17 protein-coding genes are annotated in these 17,580 nt (G+C 65.7%); 10 read left to right on the top strand and 7 right to left on the bottom strand.

What is annotated here, in order from left to right:
• Together GH737_RS06495 and infC are read right to left on the bottom strand one after the other, a co-directional pair.
• Positions 1 to 2,977 (bottom strand): TonB-dependent receptor (locus tag GH737_RS06495; protein ID WP_155264038.1); only part of this gene is annotated, 2,977 nt, incomplete at its 3' end.
• Positions 2,978 to 3,234: 257 nt separating this feature from the next.
• On the bottom strand, positions 3,235 to 3,753 hold the full coding sequence (infC, locus tag GH737_RS06490) for a translation initiation factor IF-3 (RefSeq protein WP_155264037.1): 519 nt from the start codon (positions 3,751 to 3,753) through the stop codon (positions 3,235 to 3,237).
• Positions 3,754 to 3,961: 208 nt separating this feature from the next.
• On the opposite strand from infC, the gene GH737_RS06485 reads away from it, so the two are divergent.
• Entirely contained in the window at positions 3,962 to 4,648 is a 687-nt protein-coding gene (locus GH737_RS06485; protein ID WP_155264036.1) for a hypothetical protein, read from the top strand.
• Here the strand turns inward: GH737_RS06485 and thrS are convergent.
• Positions 4,645 to 6,663, bottom strand: coding sequence for a threonine--tRNA ligase (gene thrS / locus GH737_RS06480; protein ID WP_155264035.1), 2,019 nt, complete (start codon positions 6,661 to 6,663; stop codon positions 4,645 to 4,647). The two genes, GH737_RS06485 and thrS, sit on opposite strands and share 4 nt — an antisense overlap.
• A 237-nt stretch (positions 6,664 to 6,900) precedes the next feature.
• Between thrS and GH737_RS06475 the strand changes: the two genes are divergently transcribed.
• Both GH737_RS06475 and GH737_RS06470 read left to right on the top strand, forming a co-directional pair.
• Positions 6,901 to 7,326, top strand: coding sequence for a hypothetical protein (locus GH737_RS06475; protein ID WP_155264034.1), 426 nt, complete (start codon positions 6,901 to 6,903; stop codon positions 7,324 to 7,326).
• A 3-nt stretch (positions 7,327 to 7,329) separates the two neighbouring features.
• The gene (locus tag GH737_RS06470) at positions 7,330 to 7,545 is read left to right on the top strand and encodes a helix-turn-helix transcriptional regulator (RefSeq protein ID WP_155264033.1); all 216 of its coding nucleotides are present in this window, start codon (positions 7,330 to 7,332) and stop codon (positions 7,543 to 7,545) included.
• A gap of 1 nt (position 7,546) precedes the next feature.
• Here GH737_RS06470 and GH737_RS06465 read toward each other — a convergent pair whose 3' ends face one another.
• Positions 7,547 to 7,990: an OsmC family protein gene (locus GH737_RS06465; RefSeq protein WP_155264032.1), complete on the bottom strand. Its 444-nt coding sequence runs from the start codon at positions 7,988 to 7,990 to the stop codon at positions 7,547 to 7,549.
• 21 nt (positions 7,991 to 8,011) lie between these two features.
• A complete protein-coding gene (locus GH737_RS06460; RefSeq protein ID WP_155264031.1) occupies positions 8,012 to 8,968 on the bottom strand; it encodes an aldo/keto reductase family protein in 957 nt (318 codons plus the stop codon).
• Positions 8,969 to 9,120: 152 nt separating this feature from the next.
• Between GH737_RS06460 and GH737_RS06455 the strand changes: the two genes are divergently transcribed.
• Genes GH737_RS06455 through GH737_RS06425 form a run of 7 tightly spaced genes read left to right on the top strand, consistent with a single transcriptional unit; the run spans position 9,121 to position 14,206 of the window.
• Positions 9,121 to 10,101, top strand: a complete 981-nt coding sequence (locus GH737_RS06455; RefSeq protein WP_155264030.1) for a hypothetical protein — start codon at positions 9,121 to 9,123, stop codon at positions 10,099 to 10,101.
• A gap of 54 nt (positions 10,102 to 10,155) precedes the next feature.
• Entirely contained in the window at positions 10,156 to 11,172 is a 1,017-nt protein-coding gene (locus tag GH737_RS06450) for a cupin-like domain-containing protein (RefSeq protein ID WP_155264029.1), read from the top strand.
• Positions 11,169 to 11,909, top strand: coding sequence for an alpha/beta fold hydrolase (locus GH737_RS06445; RefSeq protein WP_155264028.1), 741 nt, complete (start codon positions 11,169 to 11,171; stop codon positions 11,907 to 11,909). The genes GH737_RS06450 and GH737_RS06445 overlap by 4 nt, the downstream gene beginning before the upstream one ends.
• 3 nt (positions 11,910 to 11,912) lie before the next feature.
• Entirely contained in the window at positions 11,913 to 12,602 is a 690-nt protein-coding gene (locus GH737_RS06440; protein WP_155264027.1) for a tetratricopeptide repeat protein, read from the top strand.
• Positions 12,603 to 12,607: 5 nt separating this feature from the next.
• Positions 12,608 to 13,024 (top strand): VOC family protein, encoded by a 417-nt coding sequence (locus GH737_RS06435; protein WP_155264026.1) that lies wholly within the window; start codon positions 12,608 to 12,610, stop codon positions 13,022 to 13,024.
• Positions 13,024 to 13,746 carry a hydroxyacylglutathione hydrolase gene (gene gloB, locus GH737_RS06430; RefSeq protein WP_338061770.1) on the top strand — a complete coding sequence of 241 codons (723 nt, stop codon included), beginning with the start codon at positions 13,024 to 13,026 and terminating at the stop codon, positions 13,744 to 13,746. The genes GH737_RS06435 and gloB overlap by 1 nt, the downstream gene beginning before the upstream one ends.
• Positions 13,747 to 13,792: 46 nt before the next feature.
• Positions 13,793 to 14,206 (top strand): hypothetical protein, encoded by a 414-nt coding sequence (locus tag GH737_RS06425; protein WP_155264024.1) that lies wholly within the window; start codon positions 13,793 to 13,795, stop codon positions 14,204 to 14,206.
• A gap of 4 nt (positions 14,207 to 14,210) precedes the next feature.
• On the opposite strand, the gene GH737_RS06420 is transcribed toward GH737_RS06425, so the two are convergent.
• Positions 14,211 to 15,917 carry an AMP-dependent synthetase/ligase gene (locus tag GH737_RS06420; protein ID WP_155264039.1) on the bottom strand — a complete coding sequence of 569 codons (1,707 nt, stop codon included), beginning with the start codon at positions 15,915 to 15,917 and terminating at the stop codon, positions 14,211 to 14,213.
• Positions 15,918 to 15,970: 53 nt separating this feature from the next.
• The coding region (gene ggt, locus GH737_RS06415; protein WP_155264023.1) for a gamma-glutamyltransferase at positions 15,971 to 17,580 on the bottom strand (1,610 nt) is incomplete at its 5' end.

Raw genomic sequence — 17,580 nt, 5'->3', positions numbered from 1 at the left:
GCGGGGGCGGAGCCGGCTGCTCGACCACAGGCGGCGGAGGGGGCGGGGGCGCGGGCGGTGCGACATAGGGCGGCGGCACCGCACGTTCGAAGCCGAGCTTGCCGCGCAGTGTCACGCCGAAGGTCCGCGGTTCACCGAGGAAGGCCCCGTAAAGCTGCGTCGCCCGTGGGAAGAAGCCCGCCTGAACCGCACGAATGGACGTTCCCGGCGAGCCCTGGATGGGGGCGTCGAACGCGACCTGCTTGTAGGTCTTGTCGAACAGGTTCTGCGCCCACAGCTCGATCGCCCAGCGGTCGTCCGGCCCCTCGAGACCGATGCGACCATTGACCACGGCGAACGCATCCTGCGTCTTTTCGATATCCAGGTCCGAGCCGGTGTTGAACCGGCTCATGTAGCGCACGTCGGCATAGACGAGACCATGCATCCCGCCATCGCCGATCGGCGGGGTCCATGCCGCCGACCCGGTCACGGTCCATTTCGGCGCATTCGAGATTTGCCGGCCCGGCAGCTGCCACAACGCATTCGACAGCGGCTTGCCGTCCGCGCCAACGAGATTGTCGCGGTACCTTACGTTGGAATAGGTGACGCCCGCATTGACCGAAAGATCGCGCAGCGGCCGCGTGAACGCCTCGATCTCGAAGCCGGTATTCTTCACCCCGGCGCGGGTGTCGCCGCTGCAGGCGCCGGTGCGCGGGTCGTTGTCGGTATCCGCGCCGTTCAGGTCGTCGCTGCAGCTGTTGATGTTCTCGACGATGAAGTTGAGGCCGTTGAACGTATTCAGCTGGAAGTTGCTGAAGAGCTGGTGGAACACCGCGACGTTGAGGTCGATCCAGGCGCCGTTGTACTTGGCGCCGATCTCGATCGCGTCGTTCGTTTCCGGCAGGAACTGGAGGTCCGCGCCCGATGCCAGGATGCCGGCGCAGCCCGGCTGGGCGGCGCTCACGCAAACCGATCCACTGCCCGACAGAGGCGGTGTGCCCTGCGGGCTTGCGGCGCGGAACAGCGCCGATCGGTCGAGGTTGAAGCCGCCTGCCTTGTAGCCGTGCGAGTAGCTTGCGTAGGTCAGCAGGCGATCGGTCGGCTTGTAGCTCAGCACGGCCGTGCCGGAGAGCTTGTTCTCGGTCCGCTCGTCGTCGATGCCGAGGCTTCCGCCGGGGATGCTCGCGAGCACGCAGGGAAGCTGCTGGAGCGCGGCGAACGGCGACGCCGAAATAACGGTGCAGAGCCCCATATTGTCGGTGAGATCGGCGCTGAGCGTCTTGCGTTCGTGCGTGTAGCGCAGCCCGGCGGTGAGCTTGAGGCGATCCGTGATCGAGAATATGTTGTGCGTGAACAGTGCCCAGTTGTTCGACGACTGATCGTAGAGGTCGTTGAGACCGGTGCCGGCGAGCGTCAGTCCCGGATGCCCGAGCAGGGTCGCGACGTTGGCAAAGCCACTGTTGGTGAACGGCGGGTTGCCGAAGTTGATGACGCCGAACGGCGGCCCGAGGTTGATCGGAAGCCGGGCGAACGCCGCGAGTGCGGGCGCATTCGCCCCGACGAACGGCAGCAGCGCGTTGGCGACGATCGGGTTGAAGCAGGTCGGCGTGCCGGGCGCCAGCAGCGAGGCCTGGCCCGTGGCCGCGGCGAAGTTGTCGGCGACGAGGCAGTTCGCGTAGGCGTCATAGTCGTCGCCGTAGGAGAGGTTATCCGCGACCTGCAGCTTCTCGCTCGCGTAATAGCCGCCGACGAGCCAGTCGAGGCGGTTGCCGAACGCATTGCCCTGGAGCCGCAACTCCTGACTGAAGGTTTTGAAACGGTTGTACGAGCCGCCATCGTCGTCGCGGTAGAGGATGTCGAGATTGTTGAAGTCGGCATCCATGCCGCGCGTATATTTGTTGTAGCGATAGGCAGTGATCGAGGTCAGTTCGGCCCAGCCGAAGTCGTATACCCCCTCGCCCGACAGGCCCCAGTCCCTGACGTCGCTATTGTAGTTGCGGCCGGGAGTGATCGACATCTCCCGCTCGGACGGATCATCGATGATCGTCGCCCCGAGGCCCGTCAGGATGTGCTTGATCGTCGACGGGCCCGTGGTGAAGCCGCCGCCGCCGGTCGGGAAGACGTCCTGCGTCGGCAGGTAGACGGCCCCGCAACATTCCTCGCTCTTCTTCGAATAATCGCCGATCAGGCGGAACGAGAAATCATCGCTGGGCTGGAACAGGACCTGACCGCGGGTCATCCAGCGGTTCCGGTCGTTGATGTCGCGGCCCGAAATTACGTCCTTGAGGAAGCCGTCGCGCTTCACCCATACCGCGTCGAGCCGCGCAGCGACGGTTTCGCCGAGTGGCCCGGTGACGCTCGCCTGCGCCCGCCGGTAATCGAAATTACCCACGTCGAGCTGACCGCTCACTTCAGGCGTGAAGCGGGGCTTCGCAGTGATGATCGAAATCAGGCCCGCCGACGTGTTGCGGCCGAACAAAGTGCCCTGCGGACCGCGCAGCACCTCGATCCGGTCGAGCGGACCGAGATCCGTCAGAGCCATTCCGGCGCGGGCGCGATAGACGCCGTCGATGAACACGCCGACCGAGCCCTCGAGACCCGGGTTGTCGCCGACCGTGCCGATACCGCGGATGCGAGCCACGGCCGCGCCCGCTTCCGAGGTGGTCGAGGATACAAGGAGCGACGGCGAGACCTGGTCGAGCTGGCGGATGTCGGTCGCGCCGGTGTACTGGAGCTGCTGGGCGGTGACCGCGCTAACCGCCATCGGCACGTCCGACAGCGCCTGGTTGCGGCGCGTCGCGGTGATCACGATCTCGCCCGTGCTGATCGGCTGCGGCTCGCTCGCTTGGTCCTCGGCGGCAGCGCCTTCGGTTGCACCGGGCGTCGGCTGCGCGGCCTGCTTGTCGGTGTCGGTGTCTGAGGCGGCGGTCTGCGCGAAAGCCGGAGTCGCGACTGCGAACAGCCCGGCCGAAAGCAGCCATGCGGACTTGCGGATCATGTCTGTTTCTCTCCCCTCGCGCGCGGTTCAAGCGCGCTCGAAGCCGAGGCTAATGCTGAACCACAGGCAAGGAAAGCGGCGTGCTATCGCAATTGAAACAATGCACCCGGCATGCAGCAATTTGGCAACACGGGTGTAAGTAAGCGGGCGCCGGAAAGCGTCGGACGTAATCCTCGAGAAAGTCGCAGCGCGGCCAGGTGAGGGAGCGGCTCGCCATGGCCGGATCCCGGATCAGACCCGGAATGGCTCGCGCGCAGTCATTTGGGGGCGAGCACCATCAGCATCTGCCGGCCTTCCATGCGCGGGTGCGCCTCGATCTTGGCCATTTCGGCGGTCTGCTCCTGGACGCGCCGAAGCACCGCCATGCCGAGCTCGCCGTGCGCCATCTCACGGCCTCGGAAGCGCATCGTGACCTTCACCTTGTCGCCTTCCTCGAGGAACTCGAAAACCTTCTTCATCTTGGTGTCGTAATCGTGGTCGTCGATGTTCGGACGCATCTTGATCTCCTTGATCTCCTGCGTCTTCTGCTTCTTGCGCTGCTCGGCGGCCTTCTTCTGCGCCTCATACTTGTAGCGCCCGATATCGAGGAACTTTGCGACCGGCGGATCGGCATTCGGAGAGATTTCGACAAGGTCGAGGCCGACCGACTGCGCCTGCTCGAACGCTTCGCGCGTATACATCACGCCCAGGTTTTCGCCGTTTTCATCGATCACCCGGACCTTCTGGGACTGGATGAACTCGTTGTAGCGGGGGCCACTCATCTGCGGCGGCGCCATTCCTCGGCGCGGATAGGGCGGGGGTATATGCGGTCTCCAGAAAAGTTGTTGGACAGCGTGCGAATTAGGCACTCGGACGCCCGATGAAAAGTGCGCGCGACGATTGTGAGTCATTTTTGCCGCAAGCTGTGGCGGACTCGCGTCAACTCCCACCCTCGCAGCGACCGCCGGCAATGCCTACATCGCCAGGGGAGGGTCGCGAATACGAATGTTGAGGTTTCTCTTCCTGGTTGCCGCTGGTGTCGTGTTCGCGCTGGTTTTGGCAGCCGCAAACGCCGTGCGACGGCCGCTCGCGCGATTCGTCCGGGCGCTCCTCGTAGGCCTGACGGCGATGCTTGGAATCGCGGCGATTGCGATTGGTGCCGCCGGCATTCAGGGTGACGAGTGGTGGGCGGTCGCCGTCGCGGGCGGCATGTTGGCAGTGGCGCTGCGCCTCGGCTGGGGATTGCGTCGCCGACGCGGCGGCCGCGGCCAAGAATTCCCCCAGCACGTGCCGCTGACCCACTCGGCACCGGACGCACGTTGGCGTGGGTTCGAAGCCAAGCTCGACTGGGTCTCGCGCCAACAGGCGCGGCGCTCGCATAGCCTCATCGAGGGGTTCATCGCCGAGCGCAACTCGCCCTCGCTGACGCACGAGCATCGGTCGCTGCTGGTGTCATGCGACAATCGCGTGCCGGAGCTGATCGACGCCTGCCTCGATAGGTGCCGCAACGCGAGCCGCCGGGAGCGCGCACGCTACGTCCACGAGACTCTCGACAGGTTGATCCAGATCGGCGCGGAGGCCGAGCGCGCGCGTCGCGAGATCCGCCAGGCGGACGACCAGCGGCTGCAGGTGCTGCATCGCTATTTCGACAATGTCGCCGGTAGCGGCGACGAGCGACGCAAAGTGCGTTAGGCGGGCCTGAGGTCGGGCGGCACCGCCTCGTCGCGAATCATCGACACCGCCTCGTCGAGGCCCATCACCTTCTGGTGCTCGTCGGAGCCGAGCCGGCGCAGGGCAATCATCCCCTCTTCCGTCTCGCGCTTGCCGACGACGAGCAGCAGCGGGACCTTGGCCAGACTGTGCTCGCGCACCTTGTAGTTGATCTTCTCGTTGCGGAGGTCGGTTTGGACGCGGATGCCCGCGGCGGCGAGCTTCGCGGCGACCTCTCCGGCATATTCGTCGGCGTCCGACACGATCGTCGCGACCACCGCCTGCGTCGGCGCCAGCCACAGCGGGAACTTGCCGGCGAAATGTTCGATCATGATGCCGATGAACCGTTCGAACGTGCCAATGATGGCACGGTGCAGCATCACTGGCCGGTGCTTCTGGCCGTCCTCGCCGACGTAGCTGGCGTCGAGCCGCTCGGGCAGCACGGTGTCGGCCTGGATTGTGCCGACCTGCCAGGTGCGGCCGATCGCGTCCGTCAGGTGGAACTCGAGCTTGGGGGCGTAGAAGGCGCCTTCGCCGGGCAATTCCTCCCAGCCATATTCGGCGGTGTCGCGCCCCGCCTTGCGCACCGCGTCGCGAAGCACCTGCTCGGCGCGGTCCCACTCTTCGTCGCTGCCGTATCTTTGCTCCGGGCGCAGCGCGAGCTTGATCGCGTAATCGTCGAAGCCGAGTTCGCGATAGACGCTGTCCAAAAGGTCGCAGAATGCGACGATCTCGTCGACCAGCTGGTCCTCGCGGACGAAGATGTGGGCGTCGTCCTGCGTGAACTGGCGCACCCGCATGATGCCGTGCAGCGCACCGTGCGGCTCGTTGCGGTGGCAGCAGCCGAACTCGGCCATCCGGATCGGCAGGTCGCGATAGCTCCTGATGCCCTGCTTGAAGATCAGGACGTGCGCCGGGCAGTTCATCGGTTTGAGCGCCATCAGCTCGGCGTCGCCCGAGAAGACCGGCGCCTCGTCGTCGGTCGACGGGATCTCGTCGGGAACGACGAACATGTTCTCGCGATACTTGCCCCAGTGGCCGCTCTTCTCCCACTGGCGCGCGTCCATCAGCTGCGGCGTTTTCACTTCGTCATAGCCGGCAGCGTCGAGGCGCCGGCGCATATAAGCCTCGAGCTCGCGCCAGACGATGTAGCCCTTGGGGTGCCAGAAGACGCTTCCGTGCGCCTCAGCCTGGAGGTGGAACAGGTCCATCTCCTGCCCGATCTTGCGGTGGTCGCGCTTGGCCGCTTCCTCGAGCCGGACGAGATAGGCGTCGAGCTGCTTCTTGTTGAGCCAGGCGGTGCCGTAGATTCGGCTCAGCATCGGGTTCTTGGGATCGCCGCGCCAGTAGGCGCCCGACACCCGCGTCAGCTTGAACGCGTTCGGGTCGAGCTTGCCGGTCGAAGCCAGGTGCGGCCCCCGGCACAGGTCGATCCAGTCGGCCTCGCCGTGACCCGTCTTGTACATGGTGATGGGCTCGCCTTCGGGCAGCTCCATCACCCACTCGGCCTTGAATTTCTCGCCGTGGTCCAGGAAGAACTGGCGCACCCGTGCGCGGTCCCACACCTCGCGCACCAGCGGCTTGTCGGCGGCGATGATGCGCCGCATCTCCTCCTCGATCGCGGGCAGCTCCTCCTCGGTGAAGGGTCCGTGCTCTGCGGCCGGGGCGAAATCGTAGTAGAAGCCATCGTCGGTCGCGGGACCGAAGGTGATCTGCGTTCCCGGAAAGAGATTCTGCACCGCTTCGGCGAGGATGTGCGCGAAGTCGTGCCGGACCAGCTCGAGCGCGTCCTTCTCGTCGCGCGAGGTGATCAGGGCGAGCTGCGCGTCGCCTTCGAACGGCCGCATGATGTCGCGCACTTCGCCGTCGATCTTCGCAGCGAGCGCGGCCTTGGCGAGGCCCGGTCCGATCGCCGCGGCGACGTCGGCCGGGGTCGAGCCCTCCGGCATCTCCTTCACCGATCCGTCGGGAAGCGCGATCTTGAACATGTTGGTCATGGGAAGCCGCCATGTAGCGACGCGGCCCCGCCCTCTCAACCTCCTGCAGCGGCACCCGCTGCAGAGCAGCCGCTCCTGAAAGTTCGCCGCCAGCTTCAATCTCGATTCAAGTCACGACCACGGGCTCGCCGCATTCTTACGCCCCGTTCGATATCTGCAGAAAACAGTAAAGTGTGCTTGACTCTCTTTAGGTGCAGTGTAAAGCAACCTTGCCCGTTAGGCAAAGGAGCTTGACACATGTTCGCCGCAAAGCAGCGCGACCTCACCCCGGCTCAGCGGGCGCACGTGCGCCGGACGCTGTGGCTGCTCATCGCTTACGCCGTGATCCTCCCGCCGCTCGTCTGGCTCCGCTCACACCGCCACGTCACCGACGTGCTGCTGCTGGCAATGGCCATCGTGGCCTCGCTGCCGGTCCTCGGGATGTTCGCCAGCTGGGGTCGCTATTTGTCCGACGAGCGCGACGAATACCACCAGGCGGTTGTCCTGCGCCGGATCGCTATCGCGACGAACGTGACGATGGGCGCCGCCGTGGTGTGGGGTTTCCTCCAGGCGTTCGGTCTCATGCCGCTGATCGAGACCTATTGGGTCGCGTTCGTGTGGGTGGTCACACAGGGCGCTTTCGGCTGCTTCGCTTTATTCTCGCGCTCGGGCGCGGGCGACTGAGCGATGGAAAACCGCCTCCGCCTGCTCCGCGCGGAGCGCCACTGGAGCCAGCAGGATCTCGCCGGCCGGCTCGAGGTCTCGCGCCAGAGCGTCAACGCCATCGAGACCGGGAAATACGATCCCTCGCTCCCGCTCGCCTTTCGCATCGCCGAGCTGTTCGAGCTGCCGATCGAGGAGATTTTCGTCTCCCCGTCGCGGCGCAGCTCGAAAGCGATCTAACCTAGGCGGCGGCCTCCGCGCCCGTGCGGACGGTCAGGTCCATTTCCGCCTTGAGCAGCTTGGAGACCGGGCAGTTCTTCTTGGCGTCCTCGGCGAGCGTCCGCAGCTTGTCGTCGTCGAGGTCCGGCACGTCCGCAGTCAGCTCGAGGTCGGACCGGGTAACGGTGAAACCCTCCCCTTCCGGCACCAGCGTGACGCGGGCTGTCGTTTCCAGCCGCGCGTCGGTGACGCCCTGCTTGGCGAGCGCAAAGGACAGCGCCATGGTGAAGCAGCCGGCATGGGCAGCGGCGATCAGCTCCTCGGGATTGGTCCCAGGTGCGTCCTCGAAGCGGGTGTGGAACCCGTAGCGCTGGTCCTTGAGCACGCCCGACTGGGTCGTAAGCTCGCCCTTTCCTTCCTTGCCAGTGCCGTCGTAGCGCGCTGTCGCCGTTCTCGTGATTGCCATCGTGTTTCTCCTTCTGGGGGTTCAAGCTTCGACTCGGCCAAGCGCTTCCTCGATGATCGCCTCGGCGCGCATGAACAGCTGCGTGTCGACGACCACGCCGGACGCCGCCGCATTCTCCTGCACCTGGCTCGGCCGCGACGCGCCGATGATCGCGGACGCGACGTTGGGCTTGCGCAGCACCCAGGCGAGCGCGAACTGGGGCAGCGTCAGGCCCGCTTCCTCGGCGATCGGTTTGAGCCTCTGGACCGCACGGAGCACGTCGGGCTGCATCAGGCGGTCCATGAATCCGCCCATCTCCTCGCTCGCGGCGCGGGAGTCCTTCGGCGGCGGCCGGTCCGGGTCGTATTTGCCGCTGAGCACGCCCTGTCCGAGCGGCGACCAGACAATCTGCGAAATGCCGTGGGCGGCACACAGCGGGATTACCTCGTCCTCCGGCTCGCGCCACAGCAGCGAATATTGCGGCTGGCTGGAGACGAATTTCGCGACTCCGCTCATGTCGATCGCCGCCTGAATCCGCTCCGCCGGCCATTCCGAAAAGCCGATGTATCGTGCCTTGCCGCTCTCGACCGCGCGGGTCAGCGCCTCCATCGTCTCCTCGATCGGCGTGTCCTGATCGTAACGGTGGCATTGGTAGAGATCGACATAGTCGGTCCTCAGCCGCTCCAGCGAGGCGTCGAGCTGCTTCTCGACCTGAGCGCGCGAAAGCCCGCGGTCGCTGTCCGTCATGGGGAAGTAGAGCTTGGTCGCGAGTACATAGGAGTCTCGCGCGCGGCCCTTGAGCGCCCCGCCAAGGAAGCGCTCGGCGGCGCCGCGGCCATAAATGTTCGCCGTGTCGATGAAGTTGACGCCTTGAGCGAACGCATCATCGAGACATGCGCGAGCCTTGTCCGCCTCGACCCCGACGCCGTAAGTCAGCCACGAGCCGAGCGAGATTTCGGACACCTCGAGGTCGCTGTCCCCGAGCTTGCGGTATTTCATTGGACCACCCCTTTCGAATCAACCGAACGCGTGCGAACGCACGAGGCTCCTTCCGCCCAACGCCATTCTGAACGGCTTTTTTCTTGCCGGGGCCGTCGACGCGGTTAGGAAAGCCGCACGCTTCGCGCATCCGATTTCTTCGAGGTTTGGCAATGAGTTCCGAATTCTGGGTGATCACCTCCTACTTCAACCCCGCGCGCTACAAGAACAAGCGCGAGAATTTCGACAGGTTCATGGAGGGGATGAGGGCTGCCGGCGCGAACGTCATGGTGGTCGAGATGGCGTTCGGCGATGCCCCGTTCGAGCTCGAGGCGGGCGACAATGTCGCGCACTTCAGGGGTAATGGCGTGATGTGGCAAAAGGAGCGGCTGCTCAACGTCGCCGCTGCGCGCCTGCCGAAGTCCTGCACCAAGGTCGGCTGGTTCGATGCCGACATCATCTTCAAGGAGCCAGACTGGCTGGAGCGAACGTCCGAAGCGCTCGAGCGCTACGTCGTGGTCCAGCCGTTCAGCCATGCCGTGCGGCTTCCGAAGGACAATCGCGACGACGGAACCGGTTCACTCGACGAAAGCTTCGCTTCCGTGTTCGTGCGCAACCATGCGCCGGCGCGGATCGGCCACTGGGACAGGCACGGCCACACCGGCTACGCCTGGGCCGCGCGCCGCGAATTGCTCGACAAATGCGGACTCTACGAGGCCTGCCTGTCGGGCAATGCCGATCACCTGATGGCGCACGCCTTCGTCGCCGGCATGGCGAAATCGCCATGCATGCCGCAGGCGTTCGAAGGAGCTCAGAAGTACGCCCAGCACTTCCTCCGGTGGGGAATTCGCGCACGCGACATCGTCGGCACCAAGCTGGGCGTGGTGCAAGGCCGGGTGCTTCACCTGTGGCATGGAGAAGTCGCAGACAAAGCATATCGCAAGCGCCAGCGGGATTTCCGCAGCCTTGGCTTCGATCCTGATGCGCACCTGCAAACCGACGAGGGCGGAATGCTCGACTGGACGAACGAGGCGCCCGCTGACCTCAAGGCGTGGTGCAACGACCTGTTCCACGGCCGCAACGAAGACGGCCAGCGAAACGTGACGCCGCAGCCTCACCCGATGCGCCGCCGGCCGGTTGCCGCTTCGGCCTAGCGCTGCTGCCGGCACATTGCGCTTGCGCCGACTTGCTGTGAAAAACCGCGGGCGATGATCGACCAACTGCAGCGAGTGAAGGAGATTTCCGGAGCGGGCCTCGACGCCATGCCCGAGGAGGTTGTGAGCGGCTGCCGCCCGGTGGTGCTGCGCGGAGCCGCCTCCAACTGGCCGTTCGTTCGCGAGGCCTCGCGCTCGGACGAGGCGGCCGTCGTTTACCTCGATCGCTTCTACAACGGACGACCGGTGAACACCGTCGTCGGACCATCGTCCGAGCGCGGCCGATTCTTCTATCGGCCCGACTCGAAGGAGATGAACTTCCAGTCGGCCCCCCAGCTGCTTTCGAACGTGCTCAAGGGCCTTCTCCAGCAGCGAAGTTCGTCGCAGCCACTGGGGGTCGCAATGCAGGCGGTCTCTGCTCCCGACTGCCTCCCGGGGCTGGAAGAGGAAAACCCCAACCCGCTGGTACCCCCCGGCACGCATGCGCGCGTCTGGATCGGTAATGCGGTGACGGTCGCCCCGCATTTCGACGTCGCGGACAACATCGCCTGCGTGATGGCCGGCCGCCGGCGCTTCATCCTGTTCCCGCCAGACCAGACTCCCAACATTTACCCGGGGCCGATCGACGTCACGCCAGCCAACGTCCCCATCAGCATGGTATCGCTGGACGAACCCGATCTCGAGCGATTTCCGCTGTACCGCGAAGCGCTCGCTGCTGCACTTGTTGCAGAGCTCCAGCCCGGCGACGCCATCTATATTCCCTATTTGTGGTGGCACGGCGTCCAGTCGCTTGGCGGCTTCAACGTGCTGATGAATTATTGGTGGAACCGCGACGAGCTCGGCGCGCAGCACCCGTACGGCGCGCTGCTGCACCTGGCATATGTTCTCTACAGTGACATGCCTCCAGAGCACCGTCAGGCATGGCGGATGCTGTACGATCATTATGTATTCCAGACGGGCGGGGACCCGATGCAGGCGCTCGACGCGCCCCATCGCTATTATCCGCGCAAGCTGGAGCCCGAGGATGTCGCGGAGCTGAAGGACGCGCTCCGAAATCTGCTCGGCCGATGACACCGAACGAAATCCGCCATTTCGAGATCGACGGCCGACGGATCGCCTACCGGCTGCGGGAAGGGCGGTCCCCCACCCTCCTGTTCCTGCCCGGGTACTCGTCGGACATGGAAGGAACGAAGGCGCTCGCGCTCGATGCTTTCGCCGAGCAGCGCGGCTTTTCCATGCTGCGCCTCGATTATTCTGGCACCGGCTCCAGCGGCGGCGAGTTCGCGCAAGGAACGCTGGGGCTGTGGCTGGAGGAAGCGCTCGCCGCCGCAGACCGGCTGACCGAGGGTCCGCTGATTGTCATCGGATCGTCGATGGGCGGCTGGATCGCGCTCCACCTCGCGCTTCTTCGTCCCGAGCGCGTTCGCGCGCTCGTCGGAATCGCCGCCGCACCCGATTTCACCGACTGGGGCTTGTCCGCCGAGCAGAAAGCGGCGTTACAGCGCGACGGGAGGCTCGAGGAGCCGAACCCGTACGCGCCCGAGCCGCAGATTGTCACGCGCGGCTTCTGGGATTCAGGCCAGCGGCTCCGCCTGCTCGAGGGCGGGATCGCGATCGATTGCCCTGTGCGCCTGCTGCACGGCGAGGCGGATTCCGAGGTCCCGCTAGACATTGCCTTTCGCCTGATGCGCAGCCTCCGTTCATCCGATGTCCAGATCAATGTGCTCAAGGGCGGCGGCCATCGCCTGTCGGAACCGCGCGAGATCGGCGCGATCCTTCTCGCCGCCCAAGCCCTGCTGGAGCCCTGAAGCTTGATTTTCCTCCTCGCCGCCGCCCTTGCCGCAGCCGCGCCGCAAAGCGCCGCCTGCCCTGCCCTCGTCACGCCGCAGGCCCTCGTCTGCCGCGCGCTCGAGGCACAGAAGGAAGGCGACAGCGAAGCCGCCGCTCAGGCGTTCGAGGAAGCCGCGCGGGCGTCGTCGGACAAGGACCCCAGGACCGCGCGGATGTGGGCCGCGGCAGGCAATCTGTGGATCGCCGCCGGCGAGCCGGGCAAGGCCGCGCTCGACCTCGACAAGGCGCTCGCGCTGCCGGGACTCGAGGCGGAGCAGCGAGGCGAGGCTTTGCTCGACCGAGCCCGCGCCGCCGAGGCGCAGAACGACCTCAAGACCGCCCGCGCCAAACTCAACGAAGCAGTGAAGACGATCGCGGAGGACCCGTTCTACTGGTATTTCTCGGCCGCGCTTGCGATCCGGGAGAATGACCCTGCGACAGCGCAGATGGCGATCAACAAGGCACTGACCCTTGCCCCCTCGGACCCGACGGTCTTGTTCGAGGCAGGCCACGTCGCCGACATCAATGGGGACCGGGAGAAGGCACGCAGCTACTGGATGCGCGCCGCGGGCAGCGACCCGCACGGCGCGGTCGGCAAGGCCGCGGCCAAGGCGGTCGAGATGCTCGGTGTAACGCCGACGGTGAAATTGGACCCGTCCCAGCCTAAATAGGCTGGATGCGCTTCCTCCATACGATGCTCCGGGTCAGCGATCCGGAAGCCACCATCCGCTTCTTCAATCTCCTCGGGCTGGAGGAGCGGCGGCGGATGGACAATGAGGCGGGCCGCTACACGCTAATCTTTCTCGGCGTGCCCGGAGACGAGGGCGGCGAAGTCGAGCTCACGCACAACTGGAACGAATCCGGCTATGGCGGCGGCCGCAACTTCGGCCATCTCGCCTACCAGGTCGACGACATTTATGAGACCTGCCGCCGCCTCATGGACGCAGGCATCACAATCAATCGCCCGCCGCGCGACGGCCGAATGGCCTTCGTTCGGTCGCCCGACAACATTTCGGTCGAGCTCCTTCAGAAGGGCGAAGCGTTGGCGCCTGCCGAGCCGTGGGTCTCAATGCCCAACAGCGGCGAATGGTGATGCTCGAGATCGTCCCGGTCCCGGCCTTCTCGGACAATTACATCTGGCTCGTTCACGACGCGGAGAGCGGCCAAACGACGATAGTGGACCCCGGCGATGCCGCGCCCGTGCTTGTCGAAGCCGAGCAGCGCGGATGGAACATCGGCCAGGTTTGGAACACCCATTGGCACCCCGATCACACCGGCGGCAATCTGGCCGTCAAGCAAGCGACCGGGGCACTCATCTCCGGTCCGGCACAGGAGAATATCGCCGGGCGCGACGTTGCGCTCGGCGAAGGCGATCATGTGAGGCTCGGCAGGCACGTCGGTCGGATCATCGAAGTTCCGGGCCACACGCTCGGCCATATCGCGCTCATCTTCGATCAGGATCGGGTGGCGTTCGTCGGCGACACCTTGTTCGCCATGGGTTGCGGCAGGCTGTTCGAAGGGACGCCGGAGCAGATGTACCGATCGCTCGAGCGACTGACGCTGCTGCCCCAAGACACGCGCCTCTACTGCGCCCACGAATACACGCTTTCGAACGCCCGCTTCGCTGCCCATGCAGAGCCGGGCAACGAAGCCGTCGCGGTGCGGCTCGCCGAGGTCCAGCGGCTGCGCGATGCGGGGAAAATCACGGTTCCGACCACGGTCGCGCAGGAACGCGAAACCAATCCTTTCGTTCGTTCCTCGAACGTCGAGGAATTCGCGCGTCGCAGGGCCGCCAAAGACAGCTTCCGTTCATGAACGAAGGCGCTTTCGGGCCGCCTGCGAAATGTTCGAGGAGGTCATGATGCGCATCGTTTCACTCCTGATCGCGGGCACGATTTTGGCGTCCTGCACGACCGCACCCGCGCCCCCGTCCGACGCCATGCGCAGCCCGAGCGGCGAGCGCGCCTACCAGATGCTGATCGCCGGCAAGGTCGCAGGCGCGCCGCTGAGCTGCCTGCCGACCTACAACAAAAACGACATGTCGGTGATCGACGGACGCAACATCGCCTTCCGCGTCGGCACGCGCACCGCTTATTTGGTGCGCCTCACACCGGGCTGCGAGCTGGCCGGATCGGGCAATTACGCTTTGGTCTCGCGGCAGTTCGGCGGAAGCCAGCTGTGCCGCGGCGACATCCAGCAGGTCACCGATCTCATGAACCACATCACGGTCGGCAGCTGCACCGTGGCCGACATCATCCCCTACACCAGGCCGTAGGCTGTTATTTGGGATAGAGGCTGTCGAGCTGCTCGCCGTAGGCCTCGGAAATCACGTGGCGGCGGATCTTCATCGATGGCGTCAGCTGCTCGTTCTCGATGGTGAACGGTTCGCCGGCGATGATGAACCGCCTAACCCGTTCGACTACCGACAGGTCGCCATTGACGCGGTCGAGCGCACGCTGCAGCCGATCCTGAACGTCGGGCGTTGAGGCGATCTCGGGGTCGGGGACCAGCAAAGCGACGAGGTGCGGCCGGCGGTCGCCATAAACCATCGCCTGGCCGATCTCGGGCTGGAGCGTCAGCATCCCCTCGATCCGTTGGGGCGAGACGTTGTCGCCCTTGTCGTTGACGATCAGGTCCTTCTTGCGGTCCGTGATCTTGATCCGGCCCTTCTCGTCGAAATGCCCAATGTCGCCGGTTGCGAGCCAATCGTCGCGGAGTACGCGCGCGGTCTCGTCCGGATTGCGCCAGTAGCCGTGCATCACATTCTCGCCGCGGACCATGATCTCGCCATCCTCGGCGATGCGAACCTCGCAATTCTTGACCGGCACCCCGACCGTGTCGAGCCGGATGCCCACGCTCGGCCGGTTGCAACTGATCACCGGCGCGGCCTCGGTCTGGCCATAGCCCTGGAGGAAGGTGATCCCGAGCGACTGGAAGAAGATGCCGACTTCGGGATTGAGCGGCGCGCCGCCCGAGACCCATGCCTTGACCCGCCCACCGACTTTCGCCCGCACTTTCTTGCGCAAAGTGAACCCGAGCAGGCCGTCCATCGGCACGTCCCACGGCTTGCGGCGGCCGTGATATTTGTCGCTGCCGATCTTGAGCGCTCGGCCAAGCAGATATTTGGACAAGCCGCCGCTCGATTCGATCGACTTCATGATCCGCGCCCGCAGCAACTCGAACAGGCGAGGCACGACGACCATGATCGTCGGATGGACTTCCTCAATGTTGGCGGCGAGCTTCTCGAGGCTCTCGGCGTAATAAATCTGCGCGCCGAGCCCGACCGGGAAGTGCTGCCCGCCGGTATGCTCGTAAGCGTGGCTCGCCGGGAGGAAGGAGAGGAAGACCTCGTCGCCCCAGCCGAAATCGGTGGAGATGATATCGGTGCAGCCCTCGACATTGTGGAGGATGGCGCCGTGGTGCTGCTGCACGCCCCGGGGCGCCCCGCCGGTGCCGCTGGTATAGATGATGCAAGCGAGATCGTTGCGGCCGATGCCGGCGGCCTCGCGCTGCAGCGCGGCGGCGTCGGCTCCCTCGGACACCAGCTCCGTCCAGCTGTGGCAGTTGACCCAGTCCGGCGTCTGACCGGCGCGGATCGGCTCGATGCCGACGACGTGGCGGCATTCGCTGGACGTGATGACCGCGGGTATCAGGTTTTTAGCGAGCTTCTGGTTGGACACGATCACCGCGCGCGCGCCCGAATTGCCGAGCACATGCGCGTGATCGCGCTCCGTGTTCGTGGTGTAGGTCGGCACGGTGACGCAGCCGGCGGCCATGATGGCGAGGTCTGCGATCAGCCATTCGGGCCGGTTCTCGCTGACCAGGCACACGCGGTCGCCCGGCTGCAGCCCGATGCGCTTGAGCGAAGCCGCGAGCGACGCCACCTGCCGCGCCGCCTCGGCCCAGTCCGTCGATCGCCATTCGCCTTCGCGTTTCGCCCACAGGAACGGGGCATCGTCCTTCTCCGCCGCGCGCGTGAGGAACATGGAAACGAGATTGTCGAATCTTTCGAGTTGCCGAGCCACTTGTCCCCCGCTGTCTATTCCGAAAGTGCCGCGCCTTCGCTGCGCGGGTCGGCCCCGCCCGACCACCGTCCGTTCGCCCACTCAATCGCATTCGCCTTGAACGTAGCCGCCGGCAGTGTCCGCACCCCCGAATGGCCGAGCGCCTTTAGCTGCGGGATCATGCCCTCCAGGAAGGTGCCGCTTTCGACATACACCGTATCCGCCGGTGAGTAGATCATCGGCAGCGCGATGGCGTCCTGCGCCGACAAGCGAAAGTCGAGGACCCCCACGATCGCCTTGATCACCTGCGCCGGGATGGTCGAGCCGCCGGCAGCGCCGACGGCAAGCACGACCTGTCCTTCGGGGCCGTAAACGATCGTCGGGCTCATCGAACTGCGCGGCCGCTTGCCGCCTTCGACCCGGTTGGCGACCGGACAGCCATTCTTCTCTGGTCGGAAGCTGAAGTCGGTGAGCTCGTTGTTGAGATAATAGCCGTTGACCATCAGCCCTGAGCCGAAGCTGCTTTCGATGGTCGAGGTTTCCGAGGCGACGTCGCCCCAACGGTCGACGGCGATGAAGTGCGATGTCCCGCGCTCGGGCTGCGGCTCGGGCGTGCACACGATCTCGGCGCCCGCCGGTGTGCCGGCATGAACGCTGCCCATCGTCGCCGTGGGCGAGATCAAGGCCGAGCGGCCGGCGAGATACGCCGGGTCCATGAGCCCCGCGAGCGGCACGCGCACGAAATCCTCGTCTGCGAGATATTTGTCGCGATCGGCGTAAGCGAGCCGCTCGGACTCGGCGATCAGGTGCCACGCGGTCGGCGACTGCGGCCCCAGCGCCGACAGGTCAAACCGCTCGAGCTGCTTGAGCGCGGCGAACACGGTGAAGCCGCCGGACGACGACGGTCCCATGCCGCAGATGCGATAAACGCGATATTTCCCGCACACCGGCGGCCGAGGTTTCGCTTCGTAGGACGCCACGTCGCCGCTGGTCATCGGCGCGGGGTTGTGCGGAGCGTTGCTGACTGCGGCGGCGATCGCCTGCGCGTTCGGTCCCACGTAGAAGCTGTCCGGCCCGCGCGCCGCCAGCTGCTCGAGGAAGTTCGCGAAGGCCGGGTTCCTCACCAGCGTCCCAGCCGGCTTCGGCTGCCCGTCCGCCTGATAGAAGATCGCGCGCGCCTCAAACGAGAGCGCGCCCGTTGCCGGATATTTGCTGAGTGAATTGTGCAGCCGCGGCGTGATCTTGAACCCGTCGCGCGCCAGCCTAATCGCCGGCTGGAACAGCGCCGCCCACGGCAGTTTGCCGAAGCGCTGGTGCGCCAGTGCCATCATCCGGACGTTGCCGGGCACGCCGACGCTCTTGCCGCCCGGCTGGGCGTCGTCGAACTCCATCGGCTGCCCGTTCTTGTAAAACCAGGTGCCGGTGGCGGCGTGCGGCGCGGTCTCGCGCCCGTCGAACGTCACCGGAGCGGCGCCCTTGTCGGCGTAGACCAGATAGCCGCCGCCGCCGATACCAGAGCTCTGCGGCTCGACGACGTTGAGCGCGAGCAAGGTCGCGAAAGCAGCGTCGGCGGCGCTTCCGCCCTCGCGGAGGATCTCCACGCCCGCCGCGGCCGCACGGGGATCGGCCGCGCTGACCATGCCCG

Origin of the sequence: Sphingomonas segetis (assembly GCF_009720245.1) — a bacterium.
In the GTDB taxonomy this organism is placed as follows: domain Bacteria; phylum Pseudomonadota; class Alphaproteobacteria; order Sphingomonadales; family Sphingomonadaceae; genus Sphingomicrobium; species Sphingomicrobium segetis.
Note: the sequence above shows the minus strand (reverse complement) of the source record. Positions and strands in the feature narration are given on the sequence as shown.